The organism is Chryseobacterium sp. T16E-39, assembly GCF_002216065.1.
In the GTDB taxonomy this organism is placed as follows: Bacteria; Bacteroidota; Bacteroidia; order Flavobacteriales; family Weeksellaceae; genus Chryseobacterium.
Map to the genome: position 1 here is coordinate 2,872,577 of NZ_CP022282.1, position 21,254 is coordinate 2,893,830.

Consider the following 21,254-nt stretch of genomic DNA (forward strand, 5'->3'; position numbering starts at 1 on the left):
AGCCCACCTCTATTGATATAATCATTAATTTTTAATTAGGAAAATTTATAAAAATCATCAGGAATACCATTTAAAAAATCTCCTTTTTACATTTCAAAATTCACAAATAATTGATCCCATTATTTATATTTCTGAAATTGAACTTTTTAATAGATGATATCAAAATAAAACATATATTATAAACCCACAAAAAATCACTAAATTTGCCAACTTAATTAATCAACGATATTGAGATAGTACAATGAGCCAATTTAAAGAATACAAAAACCTCAACCTTATTGATATAGCCGACAATGTTTCGGAATTTTGGAAACAAAATCAAACTTTCAGTAAAAGTGTTGAAATTCGTGAGGGTAGCCCTGAGTTTGTATTTTATGAAGGTCCGCCTTCAGCAAACGGTATGCCTGGAATTCACCATGTAATGGCAAGAGCGTTGAAAGATATTTTCTGCCGTTATCAGACTCAGAACGGGAAACAGGTTTTCCGTAAAGCGGGTTGGGATACACACGGACTTCCTGTGGAGCTGGGTGTTGAAAAAGAATTAGGGATTACGAAAGAAGACATTGGCAAAAAAATTTCTATTGAAGATTATAACAGAGCATGTCGTGAGGCGGTAATGCGTTATACGGATGTATGGAATGACCTTACAGAGAAAATAGGATATTGGGTGGATCTTGAAGATCCATACATTACCTATAAATCAAAATATATGGAGACCGTTTGGTGGTTGTTGAAGCAATTATACAGCAAGGAATTGTTATATAAAGGGTACACGATCCAGCCTTACTCTCCCAAAGCAGGAACAGGACTTTCTTCACACGAATTGAATCAGCCGGGAACTTATCGTGATGTTTCTGACACTACGATCGTGGCTCAATTCAGAGTTAAGAAAGAAACAAGTGATCTGTTCACTGATGTAGATGGTAACGTAGATATTTTAGCATGGACGACTACTCCATGGACATTGCCTTCAAATACGGCGCTTGCCGTAGGAAGAGACATTGAGTATGTTGTTGTTAAGACATTCAACCAATATACTTTTGAACCGATCACCATAGTATTGGCAAGAGTTCTTTTGGAAAAGAATTTTGGTAAAAAGTATGTTGCAGGAACAGAAGAGGATTTTGCGAACTACACATCGGAAAGCAAAACAATTCCTTATCAAATTCTTAAGGAATTTACAGGAGAAAAACTGGCAGGAACTCAATATGAACAATTGATTCCCTGGTTCACTCCATCTGAGACTCTAGAAAAAGCATTCAGAGTAATCCTTGGGGACTTTGTAACGACAGAAGATGGTACCGGTATCGTACATATCGCTCCTACCTTTGGTGCAGATGATGCAAGAGTGGCTAAGGAAGCAGGTATTCCTCCAATGTTGGTAAAAGATGAAAATGACAATCTTGTTCCGTTAGTCGATTTACAGGGTAAATTTATAAGAGGAGAGAATGTTCCTGAGGTATTTTCAGGGAAATATATCAAGAATGAATATTATGATGACGGAACTGCTCCTGAAAAATCATGGGATGTTCATTTAGCCATTGTATTAAAAGAAGAGAATAAAGCCTTCAAGGTAGAAAAATATGTCCACAGCTATCCACATTGCTGGAGAACTGACAAACCAGTATTGTATTATCCATTGGATTCATGGTTTGTGAAAATGACCGCTGTAAAAGATCGTTTGGTTAATCTGAACAAAGAGATCAACTGGAAGCCAAAGGCTACCGGAGAGGGACGTTTTGCCAACTGGTTAGAAAATGTAAACGACTGGAACCTATCCCGTTCCCGTTATTGGGGAATTCCTTTACCGATCTGGAGAACGGATGACCTGAAAGAGGAAATGGTGATCGGTTCTGTAGAAGAGCTATACAACGAGATCGAAAAATCGGTTGAAAAAGGATTTATGAAAGAAAATCCATTCAAAGGTTTTGAAATAGGAAATATGTCTGAGGAAAACTATTCGTTGGTTGACCTTCATAAAAATGTAGTTGATAAAGTTGTTTTGGTATCAGTATCAGGAAGACCTATGAACCGTGAAAGCGATTTGATCGATGTTTGGTTCGATTCAGGTTCTATGCCTTATGCACAGCTGCATTATCCTTTTGAGAATAAAGAATTAATAGATAATAAAAAGGCATTCCCTGCTGATTTCATCGCAGAAGGTGTGGATCAGACCCGTGGTTGGTTCTATACACTTCATGCTATCGGAACTGCTGTTTTTGATTCAGTTGCTTATAAGAATGTAATGAGTAACGGACTTGTTCTGGATAAAAACGGGCAGAAGATGTCTAAGCGTTTAGGTAATGCAGTAGACCCGTTTGAAACACTTTCTGTTTACGGACCGGATGCAACACGTTGGTATATGATCTCCAATGCGAATCCTTGGGAAAATTTAAAATTTGATATCGAGGGAATCGACGAAGTAAGAAGAAAATTCTTCGGCACCCTTTACAATACCTATTCCTTCTTTGCATTATATGCAAATGTAGATGGATTCAATTATTCAGAAAAAGAAGTGGAAAACCGTCCGGAAATTGACAGATGGATCCTTTCTGAACTGAATCTTCTGATCAAGGAAGTGAAAGCATTCTATGAGGATTATGAGCCTACAAGAGTAGCTAGAGCAATAAGTAATTTTGTAAATGACAACTTAAGTAACTGGTATGTAAGATTATGCAGAAGACGTTTCTGGAAAGGAGAGTATTCTGATGATAAGATCTCTGCTTACCAGACTTTATATACCTGTCTTGAAGTGGTTGCTAAATTATCCGCACCAATTGCTCCATTCTTTATGGATCAATTGTACCAGGATCTGAATAAGGTAACAGGAAAAGAAAGTCTTGAGTCCGTACACCTTACTGACTTCCCGGTTGCCGATGAAAGTTTAATCGATCAGGACCTGGTTGAAAAAACCCATTTAGCACAGCAGATCACAAGTATGGTATTTTCTTTAAGAAAAAAAGAAAATGTAAAAGTACGTCAACCACTACAAAAAGTGCTGGTACCTGTCCTGGATTCTAAAGCTGAGGAACAGATTTTAGCCGTAGCAGAACTGATCAAGCAGGAAGTGAATGTAAAAGAATTACAATTAATTAATGCAGAAGAAGCTTCTCATTTAATTGTAAAACAAATCAAGCCCAACTTTAAGGCTTTAGGCCCTAAGCTTGGAAAAGATATGAAAGTCGTCGGAAATGAAATTGCTGATTTTTCAGCAGAACAAATTTCTAATTTAGAAAAAGAAGGTAAAATAGATATCCAGGGTTATGAAATAACAATGAATGATGTTGAAATTTCAACAAAAGACATTCCGGGATGGACGGTAACTTCTGATGGGAAAACAACTGTGGCATTAGATTTGACGTTAACAGACGAGTTGAAATCTGAAGGTATTGCAAGAGAGTTCATTAATAGAATTCAAAACCTAAGAAAAGACAAGGACTTTGAGTTGACGGACAGAATAAATATCTTCATAGAAGAAAATTCACCATTCCTTGATAATATCAAGAAAAATGAAGAATATATTTCTACAGAGGTCTTGTCAAATAAAATAGAAATTGTATCTTCACTTTCAAATTTTAACGAAATCGAGATAGATGAAGTTAATTTTAAGGTAAATGTTGAAAAAAATTAACGTATAGTTATTGCATTTCAAATTCCATTTCATAATTTTATTAAAAAAGAGAAAAGAACATGTCAGACGAAAGAGTAAGATATAATGATTCTGATTTACAAGAGTTTAAAGCGATCATTAAAGAAAAAATAGAAAAAGCTGAAAAAGATTTACAACTGATAAGAGAAAGTTTTATCAACGACCAGAATAACGGGACTGATGACACGTCTCCTACATTCAAAGCGTTTGAAGAAGGAGCGGAAACTCTTAGTAAAGAACAAAACTCGATCTTAGCAGGAAGACAGGAGAAGTTTGTTCGTGATCTTAAAAACGCTTTAATCAGAATAGAAAATAAAACGTATGGTGTTTGCAGAGTGACGGGAAAACTGATTCCAAAAGAAAGACTGTTAGCAGTTCCTCACGCTACATTAAGCATCGAAGCGAAAAATATGCAGAAATAACCGTAAGGTTTGTAAAATAAATTTGGGTTTATATTGTATTAGCAGTAATACTTTATAAACCTAATTTTTAATTTATATCCATGAGCGAATATTTAATTTTAGGGATTATACTTATTGCGGTGTTATGGTTTTTCAACAAAGACAGAATTAAGAATAAATTCTTTCCAGATCAACATAAAAACTATACAATCGACGATCAGTTTAATTCGGATAAACGCGAAAGGGAAAAAGAAATTGACAGACTCTTAGCTAAGATGGGTAAAAACGGCGTCAATGATCTTTCTCCAAAAGAAAGGAAAAGACTTGACGAATTATCTAAGAAGTAAAAATAAAATATAAGAAATGGAATCTATTATAGTACATCCTAAAAATCCGATGGAACTTGCAGCACTGAAAAATGTACTGAAAGAAATGAACATTAAATTTGAAAAAGCTCATGTGAAGAGTTCATTTAATGGACAGAAAGTGATCAAGAAAGCGAGCGATAATAAAAATGTAAGAGCAGCTTCAAAACCTTCAAAACCTAAAGGAGAGTAATGAAAAAGATATTAGCTATTACATTTTTGGTATTGTTAATAGACCAGGCTTCAAAAATTTACATTAAGACTCATTTCAATCTGGATGATAGTGTTTCTGTTCTTCCAGGTTTTAAACTTACTTTCGTAGAAAATCCGGGAATGGCTTATGGTCTTCATTTTGGAGGGGTAATCGGTAAGTATTTTTTAGTTATTCTAAGAATATTCCTGATTGGAGGAATGGTTTATATGTTTAAAAAGTGGCTTCAACAGGGAGCTTCTAATTATCTTATCATTCCAATGGCCGTTATTTTTGCCGGAGCAATCGGTAACCTTATCGACGGAATGTTCTATGGTCTCATTTTCGATAGCGGAACGGTGTATGATTCCAGTATTGATCGATGGATTGGCTATGGTGGGATTTCAAAAATCGCTTCTGCCGGACAGGGATATTCTACTTTTATGAGAGGTTGCGTCGTGGATATGCTTCATTTCCCAATTGTAGACTGGAATGTTCCGGAAAGCTACCCAATAATAGGTGGTAAGCATATTGAATTTTTCAAATATATCTTTAATGTTGCAGACTCTGCCATCACAGTAGGTGCAGTATTATTATTAATTTTCAGGAAAAAGGCTTTTCCAAACGGACTCGAGTTTTAGAGAACAATACAGATGAAAAAAATAATCAAAAATATATTTAAAATTTTCCTGCTTCTTATCGTTGCAGGAATTATTTTTATTGCATTTGCCAACTATAACATTAAAAAGCAAAGTGCTCCCTATCTTTCCAATAACCTCTCTACTTTTCCAAATACCAAAACAGCAATACTTCTTGGGACAAGTAAGATTTTGAATAATGGGATGCCTAATGCATATTTTTATAACAGGATCCAGGCAGCTATAGACCTTTTTAAAAGCGGTAAAATACAATACATTATTGTAAGTGGTGATAATAGTACAAAAGAGTATAATGAGCCGGAAGATATGCAGCTTACTTTAATGAAGTATGGTATTCCAAAAGACAGAATCATCCTTGACCATGCCGGATTTAGAACATTAGATTCTGTGGTAAGGGCCAAAGAGATTTTCGGACAAACTAAAATCATCATTATCTCACAAAAATTCCACAATGAAAGAGCGGTATTTTTAGCCCGAAAAAACGGAATTGAAGCATATGGATATAATGCAAATGATGTCAATAAATATGCGGGTTTAAAAACCAATATGCGGGAATATGTGGCAAAAGCTAAAGTATATTGGGATCTTCTGTTTGAAGTACAGCCAAAATTCGGAGGAGAGAAGATTGTGATTCCTTAGTTTTTAAGGATGTTTTGTGAAAACGTATTCATGAAATTTACCCGGAGAGCTTTTAATCTTTTAATTCATTATTCCAACAAACATCGTAAATTTGTAATTCATTAATTTTTATAAATAATAAACAAAATGTCAAGAATTCTTACCGGCGTTCAAGCCACCGGCACTCCGCACCTTGGAAATTTGTTAGGTGCTATTATTCCTGCTATTGAACTTTCAAAACAGGAAGGAAATGAGTCTTTTTTATTCATTGCGAATCTGCATTCATTAACGCAGATAAAAGACGCAAAAAAATTAAAACAAAATACCTACGAGATCGCTGCGGCTTGGCTTGCTTGTGGGCTGGATACTGAAAAAACATTCTTTTACAGACAAAGTGATATTCCTGAAACCTGTGAACTATCTTGGCATTTATCATGTTTTTTTCCTTATCAAAGATTAACACTGGCACATTCTTTTAAAGATAAAGCAGACAGACTTCAGGATGTGAATGCAGGACTTTTCACCTATCCTATATTAATGTCTGCAGATATTTTATTATATGACGCAGAGATTGTTCCGGTAGGAAAAGATCAGCTTCAGCATTTAGAAATTGCACGGGATGTGGCTTCAAGGTTTAATAATCAGATGGGAGAAGTGTTGGTACTTCCACAAGCTGAACTTCAGGCAGATACAAAATATGTTCCTGGAACAGATGGCCGCAAAATGTCTAAATCGATGGGAAATATTATCAATATTTTCTTATCTGATAAGGAACTGAAAAAACAGGTAATGAGTATTGAAACAGATTCTAAATCTTTAGAAGAGCCTAAAGATCCTGAAACCGATAAAACATTTACCATTTATCAATTAATTGCCACTCCTGAGCAGACAGAAGAATTAAGAGCAAAATACCTGGCTGGAAACTTCGGATATGGGCATGCTAAAACAGAGTTATTCAATTTAATTATCACCCGTTTCCAGAAAGAAAGAGAAACATATACTTATTATATGACCCATCTGGACGAGCTGGAAGCAAAACTTCAGGCTGGAGCTGCAAAAACAAGAGTCATTGCAGTAGAAACCATTAAACGGGTACGAGAAAGTTTAGGAATCTAAATACATACAAAATGCTAGCTGTTGTCAGATAAAACGAAGCTATGCATTCCATTTTCGAACGTATAAACAATATCCCATCCGGGATATTGTTTTATTATAGTCTTAATGATAGAAAGCCCCAATCCCGTAGAACTTGAATCTGCACTTTTTTTATAAAATCGGGTAAAAATCTTATCCTGTTCCAGTGGGATCTCTGAGCCTGTATTTTGAAAGATCAGTTTATCTTTTCCGGTCATGATATGTAAATGCCCTTCTTCACGGTTATACTTAATTGCATTTTTAAGCAAATTAGAAATAAGAATGCGTGCTAAATCAGGATTAAAAACAGCTTCAAAAACTTCTTTTTCCAATACATTTACATTGATATTTTTGAACTCTATAAAATCCTCATAGCTATCGAGCAATTCTGTGATCAATATATTAAAATTAACATTGGCTACCGAACTGAATTGATTATTCTCGATTTTAGAAAGCATGAGCAGAGACTTATTTAGACTCGCCATTCTTCTCAAATCGTTTTTCACTCCATCGAAAAATTGGATGTTATTTTTATCGAGTTCATCATTCTGGATAGCAAGATCTATTTTATTGATAACAATGGCTAAAGGAGTCTGAAGTTCGTGCGAAGCGTTTTCAATAAACTGTTTCTGCTGTTGAAAAACAAGCTCATTCCGATCGATCATCTCATTGATCTCAATATTCAGCTCCTCGAATTCTTTTATTGAATAGTTCTGAGGCTGCTCAACAGAAGGTATTCCAAACTGATATTTTTTGAGCTTATCCAATATTATATAGAAAGGTTTCATGGCTCTGTGAAGCAGGAATCCATTAATTCCCATAATACTCACCACCAACAGCAGATACAAAACAATAAGCGCAGTTGTCAGATCATATACCAACTCATCCTCCTCCACCGTAGAGGTTCTGATGGTCAGTTTCTGATATTTTCCAAACTGATCTATAAAATCGGTCTCAATAACTCTGTACGGCTGTTCCTCATCATCGTATTCCATATAATACATTTTATTATACAGTCTGTTTTTCTCCTGATGCTCTGATGCAGAAATAGGATTGATTTTAAATTCGTTAAAACCAAACTCATTATTCTTCAAGAGGTTTTCATCCAGATATACCGCTTTGATAATTTGGATCTTCCTGTTTTTCAATCCATCATCTACATTATCATATACCTCATCCAGGATGTAAGCGTAAAACAATGCCGCCCATACTGCAATAATTAATAACAGGATTGTTATCAGGTACTTTATCGTATAATATTTCAGTGAAACTTTCATTAAACAAATTTATAACCAATTCCATAGACCGCCTGAAAGTCCGCGTCTGCTCCGGAAGTCTTTAATTTTTTACGAAGATTTTTTATCTGTGAATAAATAAAATCAAGACTGTCAGCCTGGTCGATATAATCTCCCCAAATTGCTTCTGCAAGCATTGTTTTCTGTAATGTTTTCTCCGGATGGATCACAAAGTAATACAACAGATCATATTCTTTACGGTTCAGGATCAATTCTTCATCCCCAACCTTTACTTTCCTGATGTCAGGATCAATATAAATATTTTTATAACTAATTATATTTTCACCATCCTGATTTTTCCTTCTGATCACCGATTTAATTCTTGCCATCAACTCAGCAAGATGAAATGGCTTTGCCAGGTAATCATCTGCTCCAATTTCCAATCCGTTTACTTTATCATCAACGGAATCTTTTGCAGACAAGATGATCACCGGATCCTTTTTGTGCATATTTTTAATCTCTTTCAGAAGATCCATTCCATTTCCATCGGGCAGCATAATATCCAGAAGAATACAGTCATATTCATAAGAAATGATCTTTTCAAGCCCCGAAGTATAGTTGGAGGCGTATTCTACAATAAAGTGTTCGGCTTCAAGAAAGCTTTGCACAATATTTCTTAATTCTGGTTCATCTTCAATAATTAAAATTTTCATAACCCTTATTTATTCTAACTCCCTGATCAAATATATAAAATTATAACCTCCTGTTGCCGGGAGGTCATAATTTATCAAGATTAAAAATTATTTTTAATAAAGCTTCCATCTACACGGAAACTGAGTATTTTACCATTTAACAAATGAATCCTGTAGATATCCCTTATCTTATTTATAGATTCAACGACCACAGATGGATGGTTCTTAGTGATAAAGACCAATATATTTCTCCGGCTTTCTTTGCTGATTATATTCCAATTTACCATAACATAAAAATTTTGTGATTAAAAAAGTATTGTTAGTCATCAATTCGAGTAAAATTTCCATTTTTATCGAATTTCAGGTCAACACCATTGGAAAGCTCCGCCTTGTAGGACCATCTTTCCTTTTCAATTTTTATGACATAAGTATTTGGAAAACTCTTAGCCACATAATTTCTTATCCCTGCAGGAATAAAACCATATGGAAGTTTCTGATGTTTGCCATCTACCTCTTTCCAGTTCCCTTTGCTGTCAAATTCAATTTTTGTTCCGTTGGATAGATATACTTTGTATTCATCTACCCCATATATCTCGCGGTCTTCAATAACAGAACCTATAGAAACTCCCTTGAAATTAGCAAATAGAAAATTTTTGGCAGTTTTCGGTAACTGATTTTGGTTGATAGCACGATCCTGTGCAAAAACAAAACCAGTTGCAAACAGGAAAATAAAAGTTATAACACTGGTGATCTTCTTTAAATTTTTCATAATATAAAATTTTGTTCAATTATTATGAAGCAAAGTTCTATATTGATTTAGGAAAGAATTAGGAAAAAAACCGGCCGTAGAATTTTTATAGATACTCTTTGATCTGCAGAAGATGTTTAATCGTCTTTACGTTGTTCTCTGTTCTGTTTTCATTAAGCACATCAAAGAAAATGATATCTATTCCAAAATTCATAGCCCCTACAGCATCGGCAATCCAATCGTCTCCAATCAGAATACTTTCATCCTTAGCCGCCTGTGCCCGCCCTAAAGAATATTCAAAAATTTCAGGTCTGGGCTTTCTTACCCCAACTGCATCAGCACTGGTAATGGTATTAAAATATTTATCGATCCCTGACAGGATACATTTCCGTTCCGTCACTTCCTTAAACCCATTAGAAATAATGTGTAGTGTATAATTCTTAGATTTTAAGTAATCTAATATATAAATTGCCCCTTCTACCAATTCATTATGATTAAGAATCTTATCAAGGAAGTGTTCTTCAAAAAATTCGGAAAGCTCTTCGTTTTCTACACCAAAGTGTTTGAAAGTATCAAAAAAACGATGCTTTCTTAAATACTCTTTACCAATAATGCCATCCCGGATCTTCTCCCAAAGACTCTCATTGATTTCATGGTAGACCTCATGAAATTCTTCAAAATCAATGTTATAATTAAGGGCTATTTCCTGCTTTTCAAAAAGGTCTTTGATGGTACGGTAAGCGTTCTTACGGTGGTCCCAGAGCGTATTGTCCAGGTCAAAAAAAATGTGCTGAATTTTCATACAGCACAAAATTAATACTTTTAATTCTTGGAAATCGAATAATTTTTATCTTTGATCTTAACTATTCCCAGATTTTTTGAAAAGCTGAGTAGAAAATCAACGGTTTGTTTTTTTGGTTTCAAAGTTTTCACTTTTAAGGAATCATTTTTTTTCATAGGCGAAACATGTTTATCCTTAAAACGGGAATTTTTAATAATTATTATCTTGTCAGTATAATATTATTCTCTTCCATGATTTTTCTCAAATTGATTAAAGCATATCTTACACGTCCTAACGTAGTATTAATGCTCATATCTGTATGGTCAGCAATCTCTTTAAAACTTAATCCGTCAAAAAATCGTAGTTTAATAACCTCTTGCTGGTTCTGTGGTAAATATTGCAGCATTCGCAATAAATCTTCCTGAATCTGATTAGTTACTAATTGATCTTCAATATTTTCAGAAGGTTCTCTGATGAGATCAAAAATAGAATACTCATCAGTCTCAAAAGTAGTTTCTGAAACCTTGATATTCTTTGATTTTAATCTAAAATGATCGATAATTAGGTTATACGCAATCCTTTTTGCCCAAAGAATGAATTTTCCTTCTTCGTTATAACGTCCTTCTTTCAACATCACAATAATTTTCATGAATGTATCCTGGAAAACATCATTGGCTAGGTCTTCATCATTAATTTTGTAAAAAATGAATGTAAACAGTTCTCTCTGATGACGATGAATAAGAGTTGATAAAGCTCCTTCGTCTCCTTTTTGGTAAAGGGAAATTAATACGCAATCCGATTTTGATTTCATGACTTTCTTCTCAATATATATTTTTTGCCGACAGTTTTTCTTCCAGATATTTTATCTGGTTTCCGCTGTAAATACAAAACAGTTTTTCAGAGTAAAGTCCAATCAATAAGCAGTTCGTTTATTTATGGATGTAAATATAATAAATTTTTAATAACTGTTAACCTATTATTAATATTTAGAAAAATTTTTTAAAAAAAATCACTTAAACATATCATGAATGAAGACAGTTGGGATATTTAATGTAAAATTTACATTCACTCCTTTCAGCTTTTTTCCGTTCAATTCAGCACCACCAATAGGGAAAGCATAACCTGCCGTTAAATCCAGCAACCCAAATAAAGTAACTCCCACTTTTGGCGCAACATATTTATTTGTTCCTTCTACACCCGCTAAAAAATAGTAGGAATGATAGAAATCAACATTTTTTTCAAAATTAAGTAAGACATCTGCCTGAAGTTTAGGCATTATTGCAAACTTTGAATGGGTAGTCCCCATCAATGCCGAGCCGCCAACCCTGTAGATCACATCATCATTTTTCAGGAAAAGTAATTTTCCACCTAGCTCTCCAAAGCTTTGATTTTGATAGGCATATCCTACATTAATCATTTTATGCATGGTATATTGTGCACTTGCATAACTGGACAGAAAGAAAACAGATACAACAGCTATTACCAATCGAAAATTCATCATCTCTTAATTATTTAAGGTGTAAAATTAAAAAAAACTGCCTTATCTAATGAAAGATAAAGCAGTATAAATATCTCAAAGAAAAAATTAAATCCCAAATGCGGTTTTAATCTCTTCTACTTTGTCTAATTTCTCCCAAGTGAAGAATTCCAGGTCTTTTACAGTAAGTTCGTTTTTATGACCCTTATTGAACGTTTTATCTGCAATATAATGATCCTTACCCATATGTCCATAAGAAGCCGTTTCCTGATAGATCGGATTTCTTAGCTTCAGGTTTTCTTCAATAGCGTATGGTCTTAAATCAAAAATGGCAGACACTTTTTTAGCAATCTCTCCATCATGGATATCTACTTTTGAAGTTCCGTAAGTATTAATATACAAACCACAAGGCTCTGCAACACCAATTGCATAAGACACCTGTACCAATACTTCATCTGCAACACCAGCAGCTACAAGGTTTTTAGCAATATGTCTTGTCGCATAGGCAGCACTTCTGTCAACTTTAGAAGGATCTTTTCCAGAGAAAGCACCACCTCCGTGAGCTCCTTTCCCTCCGTAAGTATCAACGATAATTTTTCTACCTGTCAAACCTGTATCCCCATGAGGTCCTCCAATTACAAACTTTCCTGTTGGGTTGATATGGTATTTGATCTGATCATTAAATAAAGCTTTGATCTCCTCTGTTTGCTGAGCAACTACCCTTGGGATCAGAATATTTTTGATATCCTGACGGATTTTACTCAACATTTCTTCTTCAGAAGCAAAATCGTCATGTTGTGTAGAAACAACAATTGAATCAATTCTTACCGGCTTATGATCATCCGAATATTCGATAGTAACCTGGCTTTTCGCATCAGGACGCAAATAAGCGATCTCTTTGTTTTCTCTTCTTACTGCAGAAAGCTCTTTAAGAATAGTATGTGCCAGATCTAATGCCAAAGGCATATAATTCGCCGTTTCATTAGTTGCATATCCAAACATCATTCCCTGGTCACCAGCACCTTGTGCATTAGCCTTACTTTCGAAAGTTTCATCTGCCACTTTTCGGTCAACACCCTGGTTAATATCCGGTGACTGCTCATGAATTGCAGAGATCACTCCACAAGAATCTCCATTGAACATATATTCACCTTTGGTATACCCTATACCATTGATAACCTCTCTGGCAATGGTCTGAACATCAAGATAAGCATCTGATTTAACTTCTCCGGCAAGCACAACCTGTCCAGTAGTAACAAGAGTTTCACAAGCTACTTTTGAAGTTTTGTCGTATGCTAAAAAATGATCAATTAAAGCGTCAGAAATCTGATCTGCAATTTTATCAGGATGCCCTTCTGAAACTGATTCAGATGTAAATAAATAAGACATATTATTCTTTGTTTTTTATTAAATTAAAAATGTGAGGAATAATGTGAATAATTGCATGGAAAGCTCAAAAAGAAATACTGTTTTAGCTTTTTTTTATAGAGGTTGCAATCAGGTCAAATTTTTCCTCGTTCGTAAACTTTCGCAAAGTTAAGGACTATTTTTTAATACCCAAAACTTTTAAGAAATAATTATAATTTTCTTTAAACTAGCAATTTATCAGGATTAAAGGATAAAAACTATTGCGGCTTTATGCTTACGAAATCTTTCGGGCTTTCATTATAATTCAGCCTTTCTTTTAAAGAAGATTGGATAGATGAAGACAATTCATCAATTATTTTCTGTTTGAATGTCGGCTTATAATAAATAATGCTTATCTCTCTGTATGGGAAAGGCTTTTTAAATCTGAAAACCTTACTTTTCTGTTCTTCAGAGAGTTGGCTTAGAGCTAACTCAGGTAATATACTGATCCCGCCCACTTTATCAACCATATGAACCAACGTTTGGATGTTGGAAGCTAAAAAGTCCAGATTTTTAGGCTTTAGTGTATTTTCCTTTAAATGACAAATGTTTTCAAATTGATTTCTCAAACAATTTCCTTCCTCCAGAAGCCAAACTTTTTCGACATTCAGCTCTTCAGGAACAACATAAGAGTTCTTTTTATTTGCCTGAGTATCGGAACTGTAGATCATTAGTTCTTCATTGAATAAGAAGTCCTGGTAGAATTCATCCGCAGTGTCATAAGGAGTAGAAATAATTCCGGCATCCAGTTCACCAGCCTTTAAAGCTTTAATAATACTATCGGTCGTCATCTCTTTTACGTTCATCTGAATTTTCGGGTTCTCATCTAAGAATTTGAAAATTTCGGTAGGAAGAATAAAAGAAGAAACTGTAGGAATAATTCCCAGGTTAATCGTCCCCCCTAAAATGTTATTTAATAGGTTGGCCTTATTTCTCAGTTCATTGACAGATTCTATAATTACCTTCGCCTGATCGATAATTTGAAGTCCAACATCTGTTGTACGGATAGGGTGTGTAGTCCTGTCGAACACCTTTACATCCAGTTCATCCTCAAATTTCTGTATCATTGCACTTAGTGTAGGTTGCGTAATGAAGCATGCTTGAGCTGCTTTTCCAAAATGTTTATACTTATCTACAGCGATAAGATACTCCAATTGCTGAATGTTCATCTGATTAATATTATCTATTACAAAGATATGATGTTTTTGCTATAAGCAATTAAAAATTCGACTAAATTTGATATTTCTTACGTCCCAAACAACACAATAAACAAATCAAATCTAACTATATGGATTCCAAAAAATTAACATTAAGCAGCGGTGCTCCGTATTTTGAGCACCAGGATTCTCAGACCGTAGGGCAGAGGGGTCCTGTTTTATTACAAGACTTTATACTTCAGGAAAATTTAGCCCATTTTGTAAGAGAAAGAATTCCCGAAAGGATTGTTCATGCTAAAGGAAGTGGCGCATACGGAACGTTTACGGTAACACATGATATTAGTAAATATACAAAAGCTAAATTATTTTCATCCGTCGGAAACTCCTGCAGAATGTTTGCAAGGTTCTCTACCGTCGGAGGTGAAAAAGGAAGTGCTGATACTGCAAGAGACCCAAGAGGCTTTGCTTTAAAATTTTATACAGAAGATGGAAACTGGGATCTGGTAGGTAATAATACGCCCGTATTTTTCATTAAAGATGCCAAAAAATTTCCCGATTTTATTCATACTCAGAAGAGAGTTCCAAAAACGAACTTAAAGAGTGCAACCATGATGTGGGATTTCTGGAGCCTCAATCCTGAATCACTGCACCAGGTTTTGATCTTAATGTCTGATAGAGGGACCCCTCATGGCTACAGGCACATGCATGGTTTTGGATCTCATACGTTCTCAATGATCAACGCGAACAATGAAAGAGTTTGGGTTAAATTCCATTTTAAAACAAAACAGGGAATCAAAAACTTTAATAATGAAGAGGCGGTTAAACTTTCAGGTGAAAATCCAGATTTTGCTCAGGAAGACCTTTGCAATGCGATTGAAAAGGGAGACTTTCCAAAGTGGACCCTTTACATTCAGGTAATGACCGAAGAGCAGGCTAAAGATTTCAGATGGAATCCTTTTGACGTAACGAAAGTATGGTTCCAGGGAGACTTCCCGTTAATTGAAGTGGGTGAAATGGAATTAAACGAAGTTCCGGTTAATTATTTTGCACATGTTGAGCAATCTACTTTTTCTCCAAGCAATTTAATCAATGGTATAAGTTTTTCTCCAGATAAAATGCTTCAGGGAAGATTATTCTCTTATCCGGATGCACACCGATACAGAGTGGGTGTAAATGCTCATCAGCTTGAGGTCAACCGATGTCCTTTTGCAACCAACAATTACCAGCGTGATGGGTATATGGCTGATTCCAGAGAGTATGCAGATAAGCCTAACTACCACCCAAACAGCTTTGATGACATCAAACCTGATCCGACCTACAAAAGCTTTGAATATGAACTGGATAGCGCTCATGTTGCCTACTATAACAGAAACGAAAATGACGATGATCATTATACCCAACCCGGTTTACTTTATACAAAAGCAATGAATTCTGAAGATAGAGAACGCCTTGTTCACAACATCGTGGGAAGTATGAAAGGAATCGATGGACCTAAGCGGGATGAAATCATAAATCGACAGCTCTGTCATTTTTTTAGAGCCAATATTGAACTTGGCATGAAAGTAGCATCACAGCTAAACATCAATATTGATAGCAATATGATGAATCATATCAAATAGGTAAACAAAATAATATTTCAACAAAAAAGGAAAAAATATCAACTTTTTTTCCTTTTTTTTGTAAAAAAATGATAATTTGCAACGGTTACTATTTTAAAGTGGAAAAATGAGTTACGAGAATATATTATTAAAAAAAGAAGATAAATTAGCTATTATTACAATAAACAGACCTGAAAGTCTGAATGCACTAAATGCTAAAACCATTGCGGAAATAAGTTCAGCTTTAGACGAATTAGATTTAGACAGCTCTTGTAGAGTTGTTATTCTTACAGGAAGTGGTGAGAAATCCTTCGTTGCCGGAGCCGATATTAAAGAGTTTAGTGATTTCGGACAGGAAAGAGCAGAAGAACTTGCAAAAAATGGTCAGAATTCTCTTTTTAATAAGATAGAAAACCTTTCTAAGCCTGTAATTGCAGCTGTAAATGGCTTTGCTTTAGGAGGAGGTTTAGAACTTGCTATGGCGTGCCATATCAGATATGCATCGGAAAATGCTAGGCTAGGACTTCCGGAAGTAACATTGGGATTGATCCCTGGTTACGGAGGTACGCAGAGACTTCCCAAGCTTGTCGGAAAAGGCCTTGCCAATGAAATGATCTTCTCTGCCAAAATGATCCCTGCCCAGAGAGCTAAGGAAATCGGATTGGTCAATGAAGTATACCCTATTGAAGATTTATTAACCAAAACAAAAGAATTAGCAAACGTTATTGCCTTTAATTCACCAATGGCAATATCTAAGGCAATTCATGCTGTAAATCTGTCAGATACAGATAAAGGCTTTGAAACCGAAATTAAATATTTTGGCGAGCTTTTTGAACTAGCTGACAAACAAGAAGGAGTTGCCGCTTTCCTTGAAAAAAGAAAGCCTAACTTCTAAAAGATTATTTTTTATAAATTATTTCGAAAAACTAATGCTGCGGTATGAATAAGTTTGATAAAGCTTATCTAAAAATGGCTCAGGAATGGGCGAAACTTTCCTACTGTGAGAGAAAACAAGTAGGAGCTCTTATCGTAAAAGATAGGATGATTATTTCAGATGGTTACAATGGAACTCCTTCGGGATTTGAAAATTGTTGCGAAGATGCAGACGGAAAAACACACTGGTATGTATTGCATGCAGAAGCTAATGCCATATTAAAATTAGCTGCTTCTACACAATCTGCCAAAGGAGCAACGTTATATCTAACGCTCTCTCCCTGCAAAGAATGCAGTAAATTAATTTTACAGGCAGGAATTACAAGACTGGTGTATATCAATGAATATTCGGACGACGACGGGATATCGTTCCTGAGAAACCATAATATTGAAATAGAACAAATTTCTGATTGTGAACTAAAAAATAACACAAATGACTTGGGATGAAAAAATTAAGGATTTTGAGATCTTTCTTCGCTTCGAAAGAAATTTTTCAGAAAACACTCTAGACGCTTACGTTAGAGACATTAAAAAATTAAAAGAATACGCTGAAGAAGACCTTGAAAACATTGCACCCGATGTAATCGGATACGAGAATTTACAGGAGTATATCTTCAACCTTTCAAAACAGAAATTCAGTGAGCGATCACAGGCGAGATGGATCTCTTCCATTAAAGCTTTCTTTAAATTTTTGCTTGAAGATGAAGCCCGTGAAGACAATCCGGCGGCATTACTTGAAGGTCCAAAATTAGGATTATACTTACCTGACACATTAAGCCTGGTAGACATCAACAAGATCATCGGAGCTATAGAAGTCTCTTCAGATCTTGGAAGAAGAAACCAATGTATTGTGGAAGTATTATACGGCTGTGGACTTCGGGTTTCTGAACTTATTGATCTGAAAATTTCAAACATTAATTTCAAAGAAAATTACATTAAGGTTACTGGAAAGGGAAATAAAACCCGTTTCGTTCCCTTAGCTGATTACACGGCAGAATTACTAGGGAATTACATAAAGGAGGTCCGTTCAAAAAACAAAATCAATAAAAAATATGAAGATTCATTATTTCTTAACAGCAGGGGAACCTCAATGTCGAGAGTAATTGTATTTCTTATTATTAAAGAACTTACTGACAAGGCAGGTGTAAGCAAAAAAATCTCTCCACACACATTCAGACATTCTTTTGCTACCCATTTATTACAAAATGGAGCAGACCTAAGATACATACAGGAAATGCTTGGTCATTCAAGTATTACAACCACAGAAATATACACACACTTAAAAACGGAAGAATTACGGGATGTAATTTTAAATTACCATCCGAGAAATATTAATCTTGCTTAATGAAAATATTGAAATATTGCCCCAACTGTGGCAAAGAGTCTCTACATTGGGATGGTGAAAAAAAATGGAGCTGCCCACTTTGCAGTTTCACTTTATATAATAATGTTGCCGGTGCTGTAGCAGTAGTTATAAGACATCATGATGAGGTCTACCTTACCAGAAGAAATCAGGACCCTAAAAAGGGAAAACTGGACCTGGCCGGTGGTTTTGTTGATCCCAGAGAAAGCGCAGAAGAAACCTGTAAAAGAGAACTTTTTGAAGAACTGCAGCTCAATATCGATATTTCAAATTTACAGTATATTACAAGCCTCCCTAATATCTATCAATATAAAGAAATTGATTATAATACGATCGATTTATTTTATGAATACAAGGTACAGGAAAAATTCGAAGTTAATATTGCACTGTCCGAGATCTCAGAAGCCCAGTGGATATCATTGAAAGACATTAATCTGGATGATATTGCATTTGATTCTCAAAAGAGATTTTTTGAACAGTATGTAAAGAATTTATAATCAGCTTTTATCGCCAAAAATATAAATAGCAGGGCTTAGGCTCTGCTATTGTCTTTATGGAAGATGAAAAATATTACTTTCCTATTCCAGATTAAATTTATAAAATAGATTCTGTTTCCGGGAATTTAGCATTATTTTAATAGGATTTGGATGTCAGCATTTCCTCAAAATAATTGATGAGTAGCTTCCGTTCAGCTTCTGATAAATTAGCCTCCTTGTGATACACTATATATCCTGGCATCGGCATTGTTTTACTTTGAAGGGTTGGAACAATACTATTAAGCATACTTTCTTTCAGATCCGAATTATAGGTTTGCCAGATGGAGAAATTAAGATGCTCACGCCCCTCATTGACATGACTTTTTATTGACCATGATATCGGCGCAATATAGGAATATTTGGGATAGACCGTTTCATTTGAATGACAGTCATAACAGGCACCTTTTATCAGCTTCGTGATCTTTTCAGGAGTCTTTTTAGCTTCCACAAAATTCACTTTATGATCAATGGGCTTATTGGTCCTATCAATAGGAATAAACTGGATAAGTGCAAAAACAACTAAACTCCAGAATATGATCTTCTTTACCATCTTCATTATTTCTATCTCAAAGGCTGTAATGCCGTATTGTTGGATTTAAGCGTACGGTCGTCTTTCTCCGGAACTTTTTTATTTTCCGGTTTTGGAATATTCAATGTTTTAGTATCCAGTACTCTTGTATCCTTCAGGTCCCACTCTTCATTACTATCCCATAGAGGTCTTACTACCCCAACTTTATAGAAAACATAGGAGTCTTCCGCAAAAACATCATGCTGGAAATCAGCTTCATCCCAATATTTATTATCATTATTATCCACTAAAATCCTAACAATATATTCACCTGGCTTTAAAATATCAAACTTAACCCGATCACCTTGTGTGTATTTCTGATAAATCACTTTTTCTGAAGTATCCAGCAACTGAAACCAGTAATTTGAAGCAGGCGCATTCTGAAGTTTAAATGTCAGGCTACCGTAATTCTCCATTTTGTCTGTTTCAAAATCAAAACGTTTGGAGATGGGATTCTTGTCATAGAATGATAATACCGTCGTTTTTGGGACTACCAACTGATATTTCTTACCTTCAATAAAATCTGACTGTACCAGAATCTGATAGGGGTTCGTTTCGGATATTTTTGCAGTAAAATTCTGAGTGGTTAAGCTATCACTTTTCAGGACCCATTTATCGGTATTAATCTTATCAATGATGTAGTTGGATGTAATTCTGAAATCAGTCTTTGGAGGTAGCAATGCCCCCTCATTATTATCGAGACTCATTGCATTCTTTGCATTATATTTATAAAATACAGACACCGTATCTTTTTTATTGTCAGCATCATAACTGAATTTCAAATTCTCAGTTACATTTTGTCCCACATTATTTTTCACTGCATCAAACCATATCTTTACAGAATCTGATTTCGGACGGTGTGTTACTTTTATATCCTGCAACTTGTCATTAATGGAAAGGACTTTCACATCATTCGGATGCCCCTCAAATGTCATCGTAATTCCTCCCTGCGTTTCCTTCATTTCCATATATTTCAAAGGTTTTTTAGAAGGATAAATTTTTAAATTCAACCCTGATATCGATTTTTCAACGACTACAGGATCTTTTTGGAAACCTACTTTTTCTTTCCCCGGATCATACATAGAGTTTCCATTCTCATCTTCAAAAGCTATAATCTTGTATTTCCCCGGGGATAAATAATTAAGCTCGTAATAACCATCATCGTCAACCTTAGTAATATAATAAGGCTTTTGTTTATAATTCATGGTATCCTGAACCTTATACAATCCTACTACCAACTTATTATCGGCTGTTGTTTCTTTTTTTATCGATACAGCATCTCTTACATCTCCACTTACATACAGATCGTCTAACTTATCTCCTGTTGAAAATGCAAAATTGAAATACCTTAAAACATTAGCCTCGTTATTATCTACAATTGAATTACCGAAATTGAAGTTATAGGTAGTATTTGCCTGTAAAGTATCCTCCCACTGGATAACAAGGTATTTGTTGGCAATATTAGACGGTAAGATTCGTTTGATCTTCTTAATAGGAGGAGAAATAATTAAATTCTTACTAACGTCTTTTAAAGTTACATATTCATCAAAATCAATACGGAGCTGTTTGATATCTCTTCGGACGTTTACTCTGGTCGTATCTATATTTGAGCTTAAAAACTTTGGAGCCAGCGTATCTTTAGGCCCACCGACCGGAGAACCTACCCTTGCACAAGACTGTACAAGAAAACCGATAATGAATAGTAAAAGAAGTCTTTTCATGAATATGTTTAGGCAAAAGTAA

The 21,254-nt window shown here is 35.0% G+C and carries 23 protein-coding genes; 12 read left to right on the top strand and 11 right to left on the bottom strand.

Annotated features, from left to right (window positions below):
- The first annotated feature begins 241 nt into the window (after positions 1-241).
- The 7 genes from ileS to trpS all read left to right on the top strand — a co-directional run bounded on the left by ileS (position 242) and on the right by trpS (position 6,998).
- Complete coding sequence (gene ileS, locus CEY12_RS12920) at positions 242-3,631, top strand: isoleucine--tRNA ligase (protein WP_089028077.1); 3,390 nt, start codon at positions 242-244, stop codon at positions 3,629-3,631.
- 59 nt (positions 3,632-3,690) lie between these two features.
- Positions 3,691-4,071 carry a TraR/DksA family transcriptional regulator gene (locus tag CEY12_RS12925; protein ID WP_034740299.1) on the top strand — a complete coding sequence of 127 codons (381 nt, stop codon included), beginning with the start codon at positions 3,691-3,693 and terminating at the stop codon, positions 4,069-4,071.
- Positions 4,072-4,151: 80 nt separating this feature from the next.
- On the top strand, positions 4,152-4,397 hold the full coding sequence (locus tag CEY12_RS12930) for a DUF6576 domain-containing protein (protein ID WP_089028078.1): 246 nt from the start codon (positions 4,152-4,154) through the stop codon (positions 4,395-4,397).
- A gap of 16 nt (positions 4,398-4,413) precedes the next feature.
- Complete coding sequence (locus CEY12_RS12935) at positions 4,414-4,608, top strand: DUF2683 family protein (RefSeq protein ID WP_089028079.1); 195 nt, start codon at positions 4,414-4,416, stop codon at positions 4,606-4,608.
- The gene (locus CEY12_RS12940; RefSeq protein ID WP_089028080.1) at positions 4,608-5,246 is read left to right on the top strand and encodes a lipoprotein signal peptidase; all 639 of its coding nucleotides are present in this window, start codon (positions 4,608-4,610) and stop codon (positions 5,244-5,246) included. The genes CEY12_RS12935 and CEY12_RS12940 overlap by 1 nt, the downstream gene beginning before the upstream one ends.
- Positions 5,247-5,258: 12 nt before the next feature.
- Positions 5,259-5,903 carry a vancomycin high temperature exclusion protein gene (locus CEY12_RS12945; RefSeq protein ID WP_089028081.1) on the top strand — a complete coding sequence of 215 codons (645 nt, stop codon included), beginning with the start codon at positions 5,259-5,261 and terminating at the stop codon, positions 5,901-5,903.
- A gap of 126 nt (positions 5,904-6,029) precedes the next feature.
- On the top strand, positions 6,030-6,998 hold the full coding sequence (gene trpS, locus CEY12_RS12950) for a tryptophan--tRNA ligase (protein ID WP_089028082.1): 969 nt from the start codon (positions 6,030-6,032) through the stop codon (positions 6,996-6,998).
- A 14-nt stretch (positions 6,999-7,012) separates the two neighbouring features.
- Here the strand turns inward: trpS and CEY12_RS12955 are convergent, their stop codons facing one another.
- From CEY12_RS12955 to CEY12_RS12990, 9 genes are all read right to left on the bottom strand, one after another.
- Positions 7,013-8,293, bottom strand: coding sequence for a sensor histidine kinase (locus CEY12_RS12955; RefSeq protein ID WP_089028083.1), 1,281 nt, complete (start codon positions 8,291-8,293; stop codon positions 7,013-7,015).
- Entirely contained in the window at positions 8,293-8,964 is a 672-nt protein-coding gene (locus CEY12_RS12960; RefSeq protein ID WP_089028084.1) for a response regulator transcription factor, read from the bottom strand. The genes CEY12_RS12955 and CEY12_RS12960 overlap by 1 nt, the downstream gene beginning before the upstream one ends.
- Positions 8,965-9,044: 80 nt before the next feature.
- Positions 9,045-9,230: a hypothetical protein gene (locus CEY12_RS22280; RefSeq protein WP_157676816.1), complete on the bottom strand. Its 186-nt coding sequence runs from the start codon at positions 9,228-9,230 to the stop codon at positions 9,045-9,047.
- A gap of 32 nt (positions 9,231-9,262) precedes the next feature.
- Positions 9,263-9,712, bottom strand: a complete 450-nt coding sequence (locus tag CEY12_RS12965; protein ID WP_089028085.1) for a PepSY-like domain-containing protein — start codon at positions 9,710-9,712, stop codon at positions 9,263-9,265.
- A gap of 85 nt (positions 9,713-9,797) precedes the next feature.
- The gene (locus tag CEY12_RS12970) at positions 9,798-10,493 is read right to left on the bottom strand and encodes a YjjG family noncanonical pyrimidine nucleotidase (protein ID WP_089028086.1); all 696 of its coding nucleotides are present in this window, start codon (positions 10,491-10,493) and stop codon (positions 9,798-9,800) included.
- A 199-nt stretch (positions 10,494-10,692) separates the two neighbouring features.
- Entirely contained in the window at positions 10,693-11,283 is a 591-nt protein-coding gene (locus tag CEY12_RS12975) for an RNA polymerase sigma factor (protein WP_089028087.1), read from the bottom strand.
- A 198-nt stretch (positions 11,284-11,481) separates the two neighbouring features.
- Complete coding sequence (locus tag CEY12_RS12980; RefSeq protein ID WP_172821036.1) at positions 11,482-11,973, bottom strand: hypothetical protein; 492 nt, start codon at positions 11,971-11,973, stop codon at positions 11,482-11,484.
- Between the two features lie 84 nt (positions 11,974-12,057).
- Positions 12,058-13,338 carry a methionine adenosyltransferase gene (gene metK / locus CEY12_RS12985; RefSeq protein ID WP_089028088.1) on the bottom strand — a complete coding sequence of 427 codons (1,281 nt, stop codon included), beginning with the start codon at positions 13,336-13,338 and terminating at the stop codon, positions 12,058-12,060.
- Between the two features lie 236 nt (positions 13,339-13,574).
- Positions 13,575-14,525, bottom strand: a complete 951-nt coding sequence (locus CEY12_RS12990) for a LysR substrate-binding domain-containing protein (protein ID WP_089028089.1) — start codon at positions 14,523-14,525, stop codon at positions 13,575-13,577.
- A 119-nt stretch (positions 14,526-14,644) separates the two neighbouring features.
- Between CEY12_RS12990 and CEY12_RS12995 the strand changes: the two genes are divergently transcribed.
- From CEY12_RS12995 to CEY12_RS13015, 5 genes are all read left to right on the top strand, one after another.
- A complete protein-coding gene (locus CEY12_RS12995; RefSeq protein ID WP_089028090.1) occupies positions 14,645-16,132 on the top strand; it encodes a catalase in 1,488 nt (495 codons plus the stop codon).
- 106 nt (positions 16,133-16,238) lie between these two features.
- Positions 16,239-17,006 (top strand): enoyl-CoA hydratase-related protein, encoded by a 768-nt coding sequence (locus tag CEY12_RS13000; protein ID WP_089028091.1) that lies wholly within the window; start codon positions 16,239-16,241, stop codon positions 17,004-17,006.
- A 44-nt stretch (positions 17,007-17,050) separates the two neighbouring features.
- Positions 17,051-17,491 carry a deoxycytidylate deaminase gene (locus CEY12_RS13005; RefSeq protein WP_089028092.1) on the top strand — a complete coding sequence of 147 codons (441 nt, stop codon included), beginning with the start codon at positions 17,051-17,053 and terminating at the stop codon, positions 17,489-17,491.
- The gene (xerD, locus tag CEY12_RS13010; protein WP_089028093.1) at positions 17,478-18,389 is read left to right on the top strand and encodes a site-specific tyrosine recombinase XerD; all 912 of its coding nucleotides are present in this window, start codon (positions 17,478-17,480) and stop codon (positions 18,387-18,389) included. Before CEY12_RS13005 ends, xerD begins: the two co-directional genes overlap by 14 nt.
- Entirely contained in the window at positions 18,389-18,904 is a 516-nt protein-coding gene (locus tag CEY12_RS13015; protein WP_089028094.1) for an NUDIX hydrolase, read from the top strand. The genes xerD and CEY12_RS13015 overlap by 1 nt, the downstream gene beginning before the upstream one ends.
- A 136-nt stretch (positions 18,905-19,040) precedes the next feature.
- On the opposite strand, the gene CEY12_RS13020 is transcribed toward CEY12_RS13015, so the two are convergent.
- Both CEY12_RS13020 and CEY12_RS13025 read right to left on the bottom strand, forming a co-directional pair.
- Positions 19,041-19,499: a heme-binding domain-containing protein gene (locus CEY12_RS13020; protein ID WP_089028095.1), complete on the bottom strand. Its 459-nt coding sequence runs from the start codon at positions 19,497-19,499 to the stop codon at positions 19,041-19,043.
- Between the two features lie 5 nt (positions 19,500-19,504).
- Entirely contained in the window at positions 19,505-21,232 is a 1,728-nt protein-coding gene (locus CEY12_RS13025) for an Ig-like domain-containing protein (RefSeq protein ID WP_089028096.1), read from the bottom strand.
- Positions 21,233-21,254: the final 22 nt, after the last annotated feature.

Coding starts and splice junctions, on each gene's coding strand:
- CEY12_RS12965 (WP_089028085.1), bottom strand. CDS start 9,712: ATGAAAAATTTAAAGAAGATCACCAGTGTTATAACTTTTATTTTCCTG.
- CEY12_RS12995 (WP_089028090.1), top strand. CDS start 14,645: ATGGATTCCAAAAAATTAACATTAAGCAGCGGTGCTCCGTATTTTGAG.
- CEY12_RS13015 (WP_089028094.1), top strand. CDS start 18,389: ATGAAAATATTGAAATATTGCCCCAACTGTGGCAAAGAGTCTCTACAT.
- CEY12_RS12990 (WP_089028089.1), bottom strand. CDS start 14,525: ATGAACATTCAGCAATTGGAGTATCTTATCGCTGTAGATAAGTATAAA.
- CEY12_RS13000 (WP_089028091.1), top strand. CDS start 16,239: ATGAGTTACGAGAATATATTATTAAAAAAAGAAGATAAATTAGCTATT.
- CEY12_RS12930 (WP_089028078.1), top strand. CDS start 4,152: ATGAGCGAATATTTAATTTTAGGGATTATACTTATTGCGGTGTTATGG.
- CEY12_RS12960 (WP_089028084.1), bottom strand. CDS start 8,964: ATGAAAATTTTAATTATTGAAGATGAACCAGAATTAAGAAATATTGTG.
- CEY12_RS12975 (WP_089028087.1), bottom strand. CDS start 11,283: ATGAAATCAAAATCGGATTGCGTATTAATTTCCCTTTACCAAAAAGGA.
- CEY12_RS12935 (WP_089028079.1), top strand. CDS start 4,414: ATGGAATCTATTATAGTACATCCTAAAAATCCGATGGAACTTGCAGCA.
- CEY12_RS13005 (WP_089028092.1), top strand. CDS start 17,051: ATGAATAAGTTTGATAAAGCTTATCTAAAAATGGCTCAGGAATGGGCG.
- CEY12_RS12970 (WP_089028086.1), bottom strand. CDS start 10,493: ATGAAAATTCAGCACATTTTTTTTGACCTGGACAATACGCTCTGGGAC.
- xerD (WP_089028093.1), top strand. CDS start 17,478: ATGACTTGGGATGAAAAAATTAAGGATTTTGAGATCTTTCTTCGCTTC.
- CEY12_RS13020 (WP_089028095.1), bottom strand. CDS start 19,499: ATGAAGATGGTAAAGAAGATCATATTCTGGAGTTTAGTTGTTTTTGCA.
- CEY12_RS12940 (WP_089028080.1), top strand. CDS start 4,608: ATGAAAAAGATATTAGCTATTACATTTTTGGTATTGTTAATAGACCAG.
- CEY12_RS12955 (WP_089028083.1), bottom strand. CDS start 8,293: ATGAAAGTTTCACTGAAATATTATACGATAAAGTACCTGATAACAATC.
- CEY12_RS12980 (WP_172821036.1), bottom strand. CDS start 11,973: ATGATGAATTTTCGATTGGTAATAGCTGTTGTATCTGTTTTCTTTCTG.
- CEY12_RS13025 (WP_089028096.1), bottom strand. CDS start 21,232: ATGAAAAGACTTCTTTTACTATTCATTATCGGTTTTCTTGTACAGTCT.
- CEY12_RS22280 (WP_157676816.1), bottom strand. CDS start 9,230: ATGGTAAATTGGAATATAATCAGCAAAGAAAGCCGGAGAAATATATTG.
- trpS (WP_089028082.1), top strand. CDS start 6,030: ATGTCAAGAATTCTTACCGGCGTTCAAGCCACCGGCACTCCGCACCTT.
- ileS (WP_089028077.1), top strand. CDS start 242: ATGAGCCAATTTAAAGAATACAAAAACCTCAACCTTATTGATATAGCC.
- CEY12_RS12925 (WP_034740299.1), top strand. CDS start 3,691: ATGTCAGACGAAAGAGTAAGATATAATGATTCTGATTTACAAGAGTTT.
- CEY12_RS12945 (WP_089028081.1), top strand. CDS start 5,259: ATGAAAAAAATAATCAAAAATATATTTAAAATTTTCCTGCTTCTTATC.
- metK (WP_089028088.1), bottom strand. CDS start 13,338: ATGTCTTATTTATTTACATCTGAATCAGTTTCAGAAGGGCATCCTGAT.